This window comes from Salinisphaera sp. PC39 (assembly GCF_040361335.1).
GTDB lineage: Bacteria > Pseudomonadota > Gammaproteobacteria > Nevskiales > Salinisphaeraceae > APNM01.
In genome coordinates this window covers 1-12,783 of sequence record NZ_APNM01000008.1, presented here as the reverse complement: position 1 = coordinate 12,783, position 12,783 = coordinate 1, and the positions used below count along the sequence as shown (strand labels likewise).

Genomic DNA, 12,783 nt, shown 5'->3' with positions numbered 1-12,783 from the left:
GCTCAGCCCTGGAGGGCGTCGTAGAGCTCGGCGTACTGCTTGCTGACCTTGTGCCCCGGCGCCAGGTAGACCAGCGGCACCGAGGCCTCGTGCGACTCCCGTACCTTCACCGACGAGGTGATCGCCGCGTCCAGCAGCGGGTGACCTTCGGCCTTGAGCTCGGCGATCACGCGCGCCGGCAGCTTGGCCTGGGTCTGGAACTGGTTGACCACGATGCCGTCGACGGCCAGGGCCGGATTGTGGTCCTCCTGGATCTCGTCGATGGTGTCGAACAGGTTGTACAGCGCCTGCCGGGCGAAATCGTCGCAGTCGAACGGCACCAGGCAGTGCGTGGCCGCGATCAGCGCCGACTGCGAGTAGAAGTTCAGGGCCGGCGGGGTGTCGATATAGATCGCGTCGTAGCCCTCCAGCTTGTCCAGGGCCTGGCGCAGCTTGTAGATCTTGTGCTTGGCCTCCAGCTTGACCCGCAGTTCCTCCAGGTCGGGATGCGCCGCCATCAGGTGCAGGTTCTCGAAGGGGGTCTCGGTGATGAAGGCGCTCAGGTCGTCGGACTGGCGACCGCGCTTGAGGGTCTCCTCGAAGTAATCGGCGGTGCCGGCCTCGGCCTGGGCCTCGCCGGACGACAGCAGGTACTGGCTGGCGTTGCATTGCGCGTCGAGGTCCACCACCAGCGTCTTTCTGCCGCGCGACGCGGAGATCGCCGCCAGATTGCAGACGATGGTGGTCTTGCCGACGCCGCCCTTCTGATTGAACACCACGCGGCGCATGGCCGTCTCCTTGGAATCCGGACTACGGGGTAGGAACGCGTCCGAGCTTACCGCCTCGCCCCGGGCGCGTCGAGGGGACCGGGCGCGTCAGGCGGCCCGCGCCGCGGCGGCGATCGCCGGCAGCCAGGCGCTCGCGGGGCCGGCCAGGCGGTGGGCGGCGCGGGTCGACAGCGGTGTGGTGTCCGGGTTGATCTCGACCACGTCGAGACCGGCGGCCAGCGCCTGCTCGGGGATCGCCGCGGCCGGATAGACCAGGTTGGAAGTGCCGGCCACCAGCACCAGATCGGCGGCGGCCAGGGCCCGCTCGGCCGCCTCGAGGGCGGCCATGGGCAGGGTCTCGCCGAACCAGACCACATCCGGGCGGAGCAGGGCGCCGCAGTCGGGGCATTCCGGTGGCGGTCCGTCGCCGACAGCGTCGGCCTCGCGCTGGAAACCGCAGTCGCCCGCGCAGCGCTCGCGCCAGAGATTGCCGTGCAGCTCGGCCACGCCGGCGGCGCCGGCCGCCTGGTGCAGGCCGTCCACGTTCTGGGTCACGACGCGGCAGTCGGCGAGGGCGGCCTGCAGGTCGGCCACGGCGCGGTGGGCGGCGTTGGGGCCGCCGTCCCGGATCAGCCCGCGGCGCCAGCGGTACCAGTCCCAGACGCGTTGCGGATTGTCCGCGAAGGCCTCGGGGGTGGCCAGGTCCGCGGGCGAGAATCGCGCCCAGAGCCCGGTCTGGGCCTCGCGGAAGGTGGGGATGCCGGACTCGGCGGAGACGCCGGCGCCGGTCAACACGAGGGTGGACGGCCCCGCCGCGAGACACGCGGCGAGACCGTCCGGCAGATCGTTGGGACTGGCTGTGGCCTCAGCCACCGTCCACGGCGATCTCGCTGATCTGGACCTGCGGCTCGATGTCGGTGTAGTTGGGCACGTCCGCCATCACCGCCTCGCCGGCGGTGGCGAAGGCCTTCTGGAAGGCATCGGCCGACTCGAAGTACAGGTGCGCCGCGGCCACGAAGGGCGGCGGGCCGCCGTCCGGGCCGGGCAGGCCGCGGTCGGCCTCGGCGCGGACCAGGCCGTGCGGGCCCATCTTCTCGCGCACCAGATCGAGGTGGTTCTTCTGATAGTAGTCGTGGTCGAACCGCGCGCCGTCGCGGTGGGGGTACAGGGCGGAAACTCGCAGCATTGCTCCTCCGTTCGGGTTATGAAATCGGGCGTCACCTTAGCTCATTGGCCGCCGCCGCGCATGCCGCCCTTCCACTGGATGCGGTAGAGATCGTGGCGCCGGTCCAGCAGGTTCTGCACCGTGCCCGAGGTGCGGGCCTCGCGCAGCACGTCCAGCCGCAGGTCGGCGATCGCCACCATCTCCACCTGCGGCGTGGTGTCCGCGGCGACGCCGTCGCGCGCGAACGGGTAGTCGCAGGGGGTGATGATCGCGCTCTGGGCGTAGTGGATGTCCATGGCGTGCACCCGCGGCAGGTTGCCCACGTTGCCGGCGGTGGCGACGTAGATCTGGTTCTCCACCGCGCGCGCGTGCGCCGAGTAGCGCACCCGCAGGTGGCCGGCGCGGTCATCGGTGGAAAAGGGCACGAACAGCAGGTGGATGCCCTGGTTGGTCAGGTGACGGCCCAGCTCCGGGAACTCGCTGTCGTAGCACACCAGCACGCCCACCGGGCCGCAGTCGGTCTCGATGGCGTTCAGGGAGTTGCCGCCGCGCAGGTTCCACCAGTGGCGCTCGCCCGGCGTCGGGTGGATCTTGGGCTGACGGTGCTCCGAGCCGTCCCGCAGGTAGATGTAACCCATGTTCAGGAGATCGTCGCCCTCCCAGCTAGGGTGCGAGCCGGCGATGATGTTGATGTTGAAGCGCACCGCCAGATCGCTCATCACCGAACGGTACTCGTCGGTGTAGTCGGCCAGCCGCCGCACCGCCGCGTAGTGCTCCAGCGGCTCGTTCTCGATCGACAGGAGCTGGACCGTGAACAGTTCCGGGAACACCACGAAGTCGCAGCGGTTGTCCGACATCTCGCGCACGAAATAAGTCACGATCTGGCGGAACTCGTCGAACGAGCGGATGCTGCGCTGCAGGTACTGGACCGTGGCCACCCGCACCGTCGACGGCAGTTGCAGGTGCACGTGGCTGTCGCCCGGGATCGGCTGTTTGAACTTGTGCTCCGGGTTGCGCCAGATCAGGTGCGAGGCGTAGCCCATCGACTCCTTGTCGCCGGGCATGTAGTCGGGCAGCACGCCCAGGACCTCGTAACCGTTGTTGAGCTGGAAGGTCAGGACCCGGTCGCGCAGTTCCTTGTTCGCCACCTGGGCCACATAGGCCTCGGCGCTGCCGACCTGGCGGAAACGCCGCCGCAGCCCCGGCAGGCGGCCGCCGAAGACGATGCCCTTGAGCCCCAGCTTCACGCACAGGGCGGCGCGTTCCTTGTACAGCCGCTGGCCGATGCGCAGGCCGCGGTACTCGGGGTCCACGCAGACCTCGTAGCCGTACAGGTAATCGCCGTCGATGTCGTGCGTGGAGCCGTAGCCGCCGCCGGTGATCTCCTCCCAGGTATGCGGTGCCAGCACCTGGGATTCCGGCAGGCAGATGGTGGCGCAGTAGCCCACGACCTTGCCCTCGTACTCGGCCACGAGCTGGCCGGCGGGGAAGTTGTTGAGCTGGCCGCGAATCTCGTCGCGGGAATAGGGCGTCTGGCGCGGGTACGCCCGCTGCGCCAGGGCTTGGATCGCGTCGATGTCTCTCTGCCGCGCCTGGCGTACCACCAGGCGGGAACGGGAACGTCGGCGTTGGGCCATGATTCATATCCTCCGGCGCGCCATTGTAGACGCAAGGGCGGCAATCGCAACGATGATATTGTAATGCTCCGCATTACGTTGTAATGTCTGGCATGACATGATTCGTTCGTTCCGGCATCGGGGCCTTGAGCGGTATTTCACACGCAGCGATCGTCGGGGTATCCCGGCCGAGTTCACGGCCCGCCTGTCACGGTTGCTGGATCGCCTGGACGCCGCCACGCGGCCCGAGGACCTGAATCTACCGGGCTACCGCTTCCACCCGCTCAGGGGCCGGCGTCGTGGCACCTACGCGGTGCGGGTATCGGGCAATTGGCGATTGACGTTTCGTTTCGACGGCGGCGATGCGATCGACGTGAATCTGGAGGACTATCACTGATGGACAGCCTGCGAGACCCTGACCGCAAACCGACGCATCCGGGCGAGGCACTGCGCGAGGACGTATTGCCCGAGCTCGGCATGACCCAGACGGAATTCGCGCGGCGCCTGGGCGTGTCGCGCCTCACCGTGAGCGAACTGCTCCACGAACGCCGGCGCGTCACGCCCGAGATGGCCGTGCGCCTCGGCCGCTTGCTGGGCACCAGCGCGGAGTCCTGGTTGGCCATGCAGAATGCCGTCGATCTCTGGCAAATCCGGCAGGCCGAGGTGATCGACGTCGAGCCGCTCGACGCGGCCTGATTCGCGAGTCATGCGGTATGGCGGCGGGAGAGGGAGTCGAACCCCCAAGGCCTTTCGGCTCGACTGATTTCAAGTCAGCTGCAGTCGCCAATCTGCTTGTCCCGCCGGGAGAATACGCGCCCGCCGCGGTCGGCGGCGGCGCGGCGACATCATAACCGCGCGCGGCCGGGCTGCCCAGGTTGTCGGGGCGTCCTGGGGGGCGCTCGGGCACCGCACTCACTCTGACAGGGCCGCGACCATGCGTTTGCGGGTGGCGGCGTCCGGCAGCGGACCGCGGCCGGCGGCGACGTTCTCGGCGGCGTGTCCGGGGTCGCTGGTCGCGGGGATGGCGCAGGTCACGGCCGGATGCCCGAAGATGTACTTGAGGAAGAATTGCGCCCAGCTCCGGCAGTCGAGGTCGGCGGCCCAGCCGGGCAGCGGCCGGTCGCCGACACGGCCGAATAGCCGCCCCTTCTCGAAGGGCTCGTTGACGATGACGGCCACGCCGTTGTCGGCGCAGGCCGGCAGCAGCCGGTCCTCGGCGTTGCGGGCGGCGATGTTGTAGTTGAACTGCACGAAATCCACCGGGTGGCGCTCGATCAGCCGCGCCAGGTCGTCGTGGCGGGCGTCGGTGTAATGGGTGAGGCCGACGTAGCGCACGCGGCCCTCGGCCTTCCAGGCCGCCAGCGTCGCCAGGTGGGTCTCCAGGTCGAGCAGGTTGTGCACCTGCATCAGGTCCATGGTTTCCACGCCCAGGCGCTCGAAGGAGCGCGTCATCTGCTCGCGGCCGCTCTCGGCGCCGCGGGTCCACACCTTGGTGGCCACGAACAGGCGATCGGTCACGCCCAGATCGGCGGCGGCGCGTCCCAACACGGTCTCGGCATGACCGTACATGGGCGAGGAATCCACTACGCGGCCGCCGCCGGCGACGAAGGCCTCCAGCACGGCCCGGCGCCGGGCCACGGCCTCCGCGTCGGTCGGATCGATGTCGAAGGTGCGGGCGGTGCCCAGGCCGCTGATCGGCAGGCTCTCGTCGGTGCCCGGGATCGGGCGCCGGACCATGTCGTCGGCGGCGGCCTCGCCGGCCGCGCGCAAAGCGCCGGCCGGGAGGGCGGTCAGCCCGGTCGCCGCGGCCAGGCCCTTGAGGGTGCGGCGGCGGCCGTGGTCGGTGCGATGTCGTGTGCTCATGGCTCGTCTCCGTGCAGGGCGGAATCGCCGGCCGGTGCGGCCGTCTCCCGGCGCGCCTGGGCCCGCGCCAGGCCGAGCGCCAGCGCCAGCCAGGCGCCGGCCAGGGGCAGGGCGACCCAGGCGGCGCCGGCCACGCCCAGGCCGAGCGCGGACAGGCCCGCGTAGAGCCAGCCGCTGAGGGCGTCGCCGCCCCGGTAGACCAGTGTATCGATCACGTTCTTGGCCTTGTACTTGTCGTTGCGCGCCACGACCGTGAACAGGGTCTCGCGGGCCGGCCGGGCGACCGCGTAGTTGCCCGCCCGGCGCAGCACCTGGAACGCCGCCAGCACGCCCAGCGCCGGCAGCAGGGCCAGCGCCAGGAAGCCGACCAGACAGATCGCCGGCAGCAGGCCGAGGGCGGTGCCCAGGCCGAAGCGCCGGATCAGGCGATGGGTGACGAATAGCTGCAGGGCCACGGTGAGGGTGTTGGTGCCGAAGTCGATGGCGGCGAACACGGCGGTGCGGGCGTCGTCGTCGGCGAAGCGGTCGGCCACCAGCGCCGCCTGCTGGAAATAGAGGAAGGTCGCCAGGGTGGTGTAGAGCCAGATGAAGGCGCCGATGCCGAGCAGGTAGGGCGAGGCCGCCAGGCGCCGCACGCCCTCCCAGACGCCGCCGCCCAGGCCGCCCGGTTCGCCGCGCGCGGCGGTGCCTTCGCGGCGCACCGCCCAGTGCCGCAGGCGCGCGATGCACAGCAGGGCCACCCCGAGCAGGGCGGCGGAGGCGGGCAGCAGCGCCGCGGTGCCGATCAGGGGTGCCAGCAGGCCGGCCGCGGCCGGCCCCGCGATCGCGCCGGCGCTGCCGCCGGCGGCGATGAACGCGAACAGCCGCCGGCCCTGGCCGGCACTGAAGATGTCGGCCATGAAGCTCCAGAACACCGACACCACGAACAGGTTGAACACGCTGATCCAGACGAAGAAGGCGCGCTCGGTCCACAGCCCCCCGGTGCCGCTGGCCAGCAGCAGGTAGAACACCAGGATCACGCCGATGCACACGGCGTAGACGGTCGGCAGCAGCACCCGTCGCGGGTAGCGCGAGGCGAGCCAGGCGTAGGCCGGCACCGCCGCCAGCATGGCCGCGAAGGTGGCGGTGAACAGCCAGGGAAGCCGGGCGCCGCCGGATTCGGCGCCCATGGTGTCGCGCACCGGTCGCAGGAGGTAGTAGCCGGCCAGCAGGCTGAAGAAATAGAGCGCGGCCCACAGGGCCGGCGCCGTCTCGCCGGGACGCGGCGGCAGCCAGCGGGCGACGGCGCGGCGCGGGCGGTCAGCCGCCGGCATCGGCCGTCCGGCGCTGGTGCCACGAGAGCAGGGTCATCAGCAGCGCGGGCAGGAAGGTGACGGCGATCACCATCGTGAACAGCAGCCCGAACAGCACGATCGCGCCGACGCCGCGGTAGAGCTCGGTGCCGGCGCCGGGCAGCAGCACCAGCGGCGCCAGGCCGAAGGCCGTGGTGATGGTGGACATCAGGATCGGCCGCAGGCGGGATTCCACCGCCGCGCGCACGGCCTCGCGCGGGGCCATGCCCATCTCGCGCAGGTTGTGGCGCGTCTGGTCCACGATCAGGATCGGGTTGTTGACCACCGTGCCCACCAGGATCAGGAAGCCGAGCATGGTGATCATGTCGAAGGGCTGGCGGATCGCCTCGATCCCGATCAGCGGCAGCCAGCCGCCGGCGACGTTGAGCAGCCACAGCCCGGCGATGCCGCCGGCGATGCCCAGCGGGACCGCGGTCAGGATCAGCAGGGGGTAGCCCCAGTGGGTGAAGATCGCCACCAGCAGCAGGTAGCTGATGAGGATCGCCACGACATAGTTCGAGCTCAGGGCCTCGCGGGTGGCCTGTAGCTGGTCGCTGGCGCCGGAGATGTCCACGGTCACGGAGGCCGGGATGGCACCGGCGTCGCGCATCGCGCCCAGCACCTCCCGCTCGACCGTGGCCACGCCGGTCTCCAGGGCCACCGAGCGCGGCGGGATGATATTGAGGGTGACCGTGCGCCGACCGTCGAGGCGGCGGATCACGTCGGTGTCCACGGTCTCGGTGACGTCCGCCAGCGCGCTGACCGGGAGCACGCCGCCGGCCGGGGTGTGCACCGGCAGGTCACGCAGGGCATCGATGTCGGCCGGCGGCCCCGCGCGGTCGTAGAGGTAGATGTCGACCTTGTCGTTGGCGAGCAGGAACTCGTCGACGTAGGCGCCGTCGGCCAGGGCCGAGACCGCGAAGCCGACGTCCTCGGTGTCCAGGCCGAGCTCGGCGATGCGCGCCTGTCGCGGGCGGATCTCCAGCAGCGGCTGGGACAGGGACAGCGTGGCCGGATCGGCGCGGATCTGCGGGCGTTCGAAGGCCGCGTCCGCGCGCCGGTAGGCCTCGTCGGCGACCGCGTAGATCTCGGCCAGCGACGGTCCGGAGATGTCCAGGTTGACGCTGCGCGTGCCGCCGTCGTTGCTGCTGATGATGGAACCGCGCGCGGCAAAGGCCCGCATGCCGGGATAGCTTTCGAAGGCCTCGGTGTAGGCCCGCATCATCGCCTCCATGTCGTCCGGCGCCACCGGCTCGCTGATGATGCGTATCCCGTCGGGCGAGACCCGCATGTTCACGTAGCGCAGGGGCGGGATATCGGTCTCGCCGCGCCGGAACGGCCCCGGATCGGCCTGGACGTGCGGCAGGAAACGCGCGTGCAGTTCCGTCGCGATTTCCGACATGGTGGTCAGGTTGTAGCCGGGCGGCGGGGTCATGCTGGCGAAGACCTTGGCCTCCTCGCCCTCCGGCAGGTACTCGGCCGGCGGCGTCAGCAGCACCAGCACGGCGGCCATGCCGGCGACGGTGCCGCCCAGGCACAGGTAGCGCCGGCGCGGCGAGGCGATCAGCCCGTCCACGCCCGCGAGCACGCGGGTCTGCCAGCGCGGGGTGCCGTCGCCGCCGCCAATGCGGCGGAAGGGCAGGCGGCTGGCGGCGGCAGGCACCACCGTGATCGCCACCAGCATGGACGCCAGGATCGCCGACGAGATCGCGATCGAGATATCGGAGTAGAGCTGACCGGCCTCCTCCTGGATGAACAGCACCGGCGTGAACACCAGCACCGTGGTCAGGGTGGAGGCCAGCACCGCCGGCCATACCCGGCGCACGCCGGCGACCGCGGCCTGAAAGCGGTCGAGGCCGCGGCGGCGTTCGCGCTCGATGTTCTCCAGGACCACGATGGTGTTGTCCAGGGTCATGCCGATGGCGAAGGCCACCCCGGCCAGGGAGATGACGTTGATGGTGCGTCCGGTCAGCAGCAGGCCCAGGAAGGCGGCGATGGTGCACACCGGGATACCGATCACGCCCACCAGGGTGGCCGGGACGGAGCGCAGGAACAGGAACATCACGGCGGTGGCCAGCAGGGCGCCCAGGATCAGGTTGCGCCAGACGTTGCCCAATGAGTCCTGCACGTAGCGCACGTCGTCGCTGATCAGGCCGATCTCCAGGCCGGCCGGCGCCAATACCCGCTCGTTGAGGGCGGCGACCTCCTCGGCCATGGCGTGCTTGATCGCGATCACGTTGGAGCCGGTCTCGCGCCGCACCGCCAGGGTGATGTTGGGCACGCCGTCGACATAGGCCTCGCTGCGGATCTCGGCGTGGTCCAGGCGCACCTCGGCGACATCGCGCAACCGGGTCACGGCGTCGCCGCGGCGTGCCAGCACCAGGTCCGCCAGGTCGGCGGCGTCCTGGGCCCGGCCCACGGTGCGCAGCAGGTAGCGGCGCTTGCCGCTGTCGATGTCGCCGCCGGAGATGTCGCGGTTGCGGGCGCGCACGGCGTCGCGCACCTCGGTCGGCGACAGGCCGCGGGCGGCCAGTCGCCGCGGATCGATGCGGATCTGGATCTGGCGCTCGGCACCGCCGCGCAACTCCACCTGGGCGATGTTGGCGACGCGCTCCATGCGGGTGCGGACGTTGTCGTCCACGAAGTCCCGCATCATGTCCATGTCCACGCCCGCGGGATTGCCCGGCAGCGGCGTGACCCGGTAGTACATGAAGGCGTTCTGCGAGAACGACGTCGCGAACAGGCGCGGCTCGTCCACGTTCTCGGGATAGTCCGGGACCTGGGTTAGGGCGTTGTTGGTGCGGATCAGTGCCTCGTTGACGTCGATCCCGAAGGGAAACTCCAGCTCGATCTCGGCCTCGCCGGTGCGCGCCACCGAGATCATGCGCTGCAGGTTGGGCACGTTGCGCAGGTACTCCTCCTGCTCGATCAGGATCTCCTTCTCCACGTCCTGTGGCGTGGCCCCCGGCCAGCTTGTCTGCACGGTGATGGTCCGCACCTCCAGGTCCGGGATCATCTGCACCGGCACGCGGAAGGCGGCCACCACGCCCAGCACGCACACGATGAGCACGACGACCGTGAGCAGGGTGCCGCGCCGAACCAGCGCATCGAAGCCCATGCCGCGCCCTCCGCCGTCAGCCGCCGGGCTCGATCACGTCGACCCGCTGGCCCTCGCGCAGCGACTCGTTGCCGCGCACCACCACGCGGTCGCCGGCCGCCACGCCCTCGCGAATCTCTGCCACGCCGGCGTCCGTGCGGCCGACCTTGACCCGGCGCTCGTGCACCACCGGGCCGTCGTCGCCCTCGGCGACCACCCACACGCGGGTGCCGCCGTCCGGATAGCGCAGCAGGGCGTCGCGGGGCACGGCCGCGACCCGCTCGCCGGTGGCGATGCGGAAGCGGGCCTGTGCCGACATCCCGGGCGCCAGCCGGCCGTCCGGGTTGTCCACGCGGATGCGCACCAGGAAGGTCCGCGCCACGGGATCGGCCGCGGCGACGTCCACCGAGACCTCGGCCTCGATGCGGGCGTCCGGATCGGCGTCGGGGATCACCGTGACGTCCGTGCCGAGCGCGATGCGGCCGAAATATTCCTGGGGCGCCTGCACGTCCAGCCGCAGGGGATCGGTGGCGACCAGCTCCAGGACCGTGGCGCTGGTGTCGGCCCATTCGCCGACCTCGGTGTGCCGAGCCCTGATCACCCCCGAGAACGGCGCGGTCAGGCTGTGCCGGCGCAGGCGCTCCGCCTGGCGTTCGGCCTCGGCCTGGAGCCGCTGCACGGCGGCGCGGCGGATGCGGACCTCGGCCTGGGCGGCCTCCAGCTCGGTGCGGGCGATGGTGCCCTGGCGGGCCAGGGGCGCGCGTTCGTCGCGCACGCGCTCGGCTTCGGCGAGCTGGCCGCGGGCCTCCTCGATCTGCGCCCGGAGCTGCCGCAGGGTCAGTTCCTCCAGGGCCCGGTCCAGCTCGATCAGGGTGTCGCCGGCCTCGACGCGGTCGCCGGCGTCCACGTGCACGGCCGCCACCAGGCCGGCGATCTGCGGGGCGAGGTCGGCGTCGCGCGGAGAGGTGAGGGTGCCGCTCAGGGGCAGGGTCTGCACCCAGGGCTTCTGGCGCACCTCGGTCACGGCGACGCGGTCGGTCTGGGCGGCCGCCGCCGTCGACGCCAGCAGCGTCAGCACGGCGGCCAGGGCGATCGGGCGCCTCATGGCTCTCCTTGCAGCGATATCGTCGGATCGGCGCCCTCCGGCGGCGCCACGGACAGTATGCCGGCATTCCGGCTCTGTCTCGACTTCGGTACGCTGATCGCAAAGACAGGGATGCGCACGCGACGCGTCCGGGGAGGGAGAGCACATGAGCAAACGGCTGCGCATGACCGACGGCGCTTGGTTCCTGGCGGAAAGCCCGTCCACGCCGGTCCATGTCGGCTGCCTGGCGATCTGCACGCGGCCGGCGGGTGCCGGCCCCGATTACCTGCGCGATCTGGTCCGCGACTGGGGCGAGGTCCGGCGCTACGCACCGCCGTTCAACTACCGCTACCGCGCCTGGCCGGTGCCGCACTGGCAGGAACTGGCGGATGCCGACATCGACCTGGACTACCACCTGCGGCACTCGGCGCTGCCGCGTCCGGGTGGCGAGCGCGAGCTGGGCGTGCTGGTCTCGCGCCTGCATTCGCACGCCCTGGACCGTAGCCGGCCGTTCTGGGAATGCCACGTCATCGAAGGCCTGGAGGGCGACCGCTTCGCCCTCTACATGAAGATGCACCATTCCCAGATCGACGGCATCGGCGGCATCCGGCTGATGGAGCGGATGATGTCGCCGGACCCGGACGTCCGCGGCCACGAGCCGCCCTGGGCCATCGGCATGGCGACCGGCGGCGGCACCGGCAAGGGCGACACCGCGGTGGGCGGCGCCCGTCTGCGCGAAGCCGTGCGCGGCACCCGCGCCCTGGCCGGGGTATTCGGGCGGCTGGGCCGCGAGGCAGTCACCGACGAACACCCGGAGACGGCGGTGCCGTTCGAGGCCCCGATGACCATCCTCAACGGCCGCATCAACGCCCCGCGCCGCTTCGCCACCCAGCATTACGCGCTGGCGCGGCTGCGGGCGGTGGCCGATGTCGCCGATGTCACCGTCAACGACGTCTTCCTGGCGATCTGCGCGGGCGCGCTGCGCCGCTATCTGGACGAGCAGGGTGCCCTGCCGGGACGCACCCTGACCGCGGCGCTGCCGGTGTCCGTCAGGCCGGCGGACGATCACGCCATGGGCAACGCCATCAGCTTCATCCTGGCCAAGCTGGCCACGGACGAGGCCGATCCCGGCACCCGCCTGCGGGCCATCCACGCCTCCACGACCGCCGCCAAGGGCGAGCTGCAGCGGCTGCCGCGCTCGGCCATGGACCCCTACACCATGCTCTACCTGGGGCCGTACCTGACCCAGATCATGCTCGGGCTGGGCGGCTACACGCGACCGATGCACAATGTCGTGATCTCCAACGTGCCCGGCCCGCGCGAGAGGCTGTACTTCAACGGCGCCCGCATGGAGCAAATCTATCCGGTGTCGCTGCTGCTCAACGGCCAGGCGCTGAACATCTCGGTGGTGAGCTATGCCGGCCGGTTCAACCTGGGCTACACCGGCTGCCGCGACAGCCTGCCGCACATGCAGCGGCTGGCGGTCTATACCGGCGAAGCATTGGAAGAGTTGGAGGCGGCCGTGGGCGTGGCGGCGCCGGGCCCGGATGCGGGCACGGCGGATACCTGATCCGGCTCTTCTCCCAGGTGAGGGGAGAGGGCCAAAGCTTGCCCCGGACTTGATCCGGGGGTGAGGGGGCGACAAACCCGGCCTTCTCCCCCAAGGAAGTAGCAAGAGGGTGCAGGAGAAACGCGGACGCGATGACCTGTCCCCTCTCCCCCTCATGGGGGAGAGAATCCTGGCGCCGCCTCGCGGCGCACTCCTCAACCCGGTCTTCTGCCTCGAGGGGAGAAGGGGCAAGATGCTCTCAATCATTCCCTCTCCCCCGCGAGGGGGAGAGATTCTATGTCTCGGGTCAAGCGGTCTGCGTTCGGCTGGCA

The 12,783-nt window shown here is 70.8% G+C and carries 11 protein-coding genes and 1 tRNA gene; 3 read left to right on the top strand and 9 right to left on the bottom strand.

Translation table 11 applies throughout. From position 1 onward, the window contains the following. Positions 1-2 precede the first annotated feature (2 nt). From PC39_RS09075 to PC39_RS09060, 4 genes are all read right to left on the bottom strand, one after another. Positions 3-767: a ParA family protein gene (locus PC39_RS09075; protein WP_353253065.1), complete on the bottom strand. Its 765-nt coding sequence runs from the start codon at positions 765-767 to the stop codon at positions 3-5. Positions 768-854: 87 nt separating this feature from the next. Beyond that, entirely contained in the window at positions 855-1,619 is a 765-nt protein-coding gene (locus PC39_RS09070) for an SIR2 family NAD-dependent protein deacylase (RefSeq protein ID WP_353253064.1), read from the bottom strand. Continuing rightward, positions 1,612-1,932, bottom strand: coding sequence for an EthD family reductase (locus tag PC39_RS09065; protein ID WP_353253063.1), 321 nt, complete (start codon positions 1,930-1,932; stop codon positions 1,612-1,614). Before PC39_RS09065 ends, PC39_RS09070 begins: the two co-directional genes overlap by 8 nt. Positions 1,933-1,973: 41 nt before the next feature. Beyond that, positions 1,974-3,548: a GNAT family N-acetyltransferase gene (locus PC39_RS09060; RefSeq protein WP_353253062.1), complete on the bottom strand. Its 1,575-nt coding sequence runs from the start codon at positions 3,546-3,548 to the stop codon at positions 1,974-1,976. Positions 3,549-3,645: 97 nt separating this feature from the next. On the opposite strand from PC39_RS09060, the gene PC39_RS09055 reads away from it, so the two are divergent. Both PC39_RS09055 and PC39_RS09050 read left to right on the top strand, forming a co-directional pair. Continuing rightward, entirely contained in the window at positions 3,646-3,924 is a 279-nt protein-coding gene (locus tag PC39_RS09055) for a type II toxin-antitoxin system RelE/ParE family toxin (RefSeq protein WP_353253061.1), read from the top strand. Then, on the top strand, positions 3,924-4,223 hold the full coding sequence (locus PC39_RS09050) for a HigA family addiction module antitoxin (protein ID WP_353253060.1): 300 nt from the start codon (positions 3,924-3,926) through the stop codon (positions 4,221-4,223). The genes PC39_RS09055 and PC39_RS09050 overlap by 1 nt, the downstream gene beginning before the upstream one ends. A gap of 18 nt (positions 4,224-4,241) precedes the next feature. On the opposite strand, the gene PC39_RS09045 is transcribed toward PC39_RS09050, so the two are convergent. From PC39_RS09045 to PC39_RS09025, 5 genes are all read right to left on the bottom strand, one after another. After that, positions 4,242-4,329 (bottom strand) — tRNA-Ser (locus PC39_RS09045). A 110-nt stretch (positions 4,330-4,439) separates the two neighbouring features. Continuing rightward, a complete protein-coding gene (locus PC39_RS09040; RefSeq protein WP_353253059.1) occupies positions 4,440-5,390 on the bottom strand; it encodes an aldo/keto reductase in 951 nt (316 codons plus the stop codon). Further along, on the bottom strand, positions 5,387-6,703 hold the full coding sequence (locus PC39_RS09035) for an NTP/NDP exchange transporter (RefSeq protein WP_353253058.1): 1,317 nt from the start codon (positions 6,701-6,703) through the stop codon (positions 5,387-5,389). The genes PC39_RS09040 and PC39_RS09035 overlap by 4 nt, the downstream gene beginning before the upstream one ends. After that, complete coding sequence (locus PC39_RS09030; protein ID WP_353253057.1) at positions 6,690-9,839, bottom strand: efflux RND transporter permease subunit; 3,150 nt, start codon at positions 9,837-9,839, stop codon at positions 6,690-6,692. Before PC39_RS09030 ends, PC39_RS09035 begins: the two co-directional genes overlap by 14 nt. A 16-nt stretch (positions 9,840-9,855) precedes the next feature. Further along, positions 9,856-10,923, bottom strand: a complete 1,068-nt coding sequence (locus PC39_RS09025) for an efflux RND transporter periplasmic adaptor subunit (protein WP_353253056.1) — start codon at positions 10,921-10,923, stop codon at positions 9,856-9,858. Between the two features lie 145 nt (positions 10,924-11,068). Here PC39_RS09025 and PC39_RS09020 point away from each other — a divergent pair, with 145 nt between their 5' ends. Then, a complete protein-coding gene (locus PC39_RS09020) occupies positions 11,069-12,472 on the top strand; it encodes a WS/DGAT/MGAT family O-acyltransferase (RefSeq protein ID WP_353253055.1) in 1,404 nt (467 codons plus the stop codon). Positions 12,473-12,783 lie beyond the last annotated feature (311 nt).

Excerpts from the sequence above, each read along its gene's own strand:
- PC39_RS09075 (WP_353253065.1), bottom strand. The coding sequence starts at position 767 with ATGCGCCGCGTGGTGTTCAATCAGAAGGGCGGCGTCGGCAAGACCACC.
- PC39_RS09065 (WP_353253063.1), bottom strand. The coding sequence starts at position 1,932 with ATGCTGCGAGTTTCCGCCCTGTACCCCCACCGCGACGGCGCGCGGTTC.
- PC39_RS09060 (WP_353253062.1), bottom strand. The coding sequence starts at position 3,548 with ATGGCCCAACGCCGACGTTCCCGTTCCCGCCTGGTGGTACGCCAGGCG.
- PC39_RS09055 (WP_353253061.1), top strand. The coding sequence starts at position 3,646 with ATGATTCGTTCGTTCCGGCATCGGGGCCTTGAGCGGTATTTCACACGC.
- PC39_RS09050 (WP_353253060.1), top strand. The coding sequence starts at position 3,924 with ATGGACAGCCTGCGAGACCCTGACCGCAAACCGACGCATCCGGGCGAG.
- PC39_RS09040 (WP_353253059.1), bottom strand. The coding sequence starts at position 5,390 with ATGAGCACACGACATCGCACCGACCACGGCCGCCGCCGCACCCTCAAG.
- PC39_RS09035 (WP_353253058.1), bottom strand. The coding sequence starts at position 6,703 with ATGCCGGCGGCTGACCGCCCGCGCCGCGCCGTCGCCCGCTGGCTGCCG.
- PC39_RS09030 (WP_353253057.1), bottom strand. The coding sequence starts at position 9,839 with ATGGGCTTCGATGCGCTGGTTCGGCGCGGCACCCTGCTCACGGTCGTC.
- PC39_RS09025 (WP_353253056.1), bottom strand. The coding sequence starts at position 10,923 with ATGAGGCGCCCGATCGCCCTGGCCGCCGTGCTGACGCTGCTGGCGTCG.
- PC39_RS09020 (WP_353253055.1), top strand. The coding sequence starts at position 11,069 with ATGAGCAAACGGCTGCGCATGACCGACGGCGCTTGGTTCCTGGCGGAA.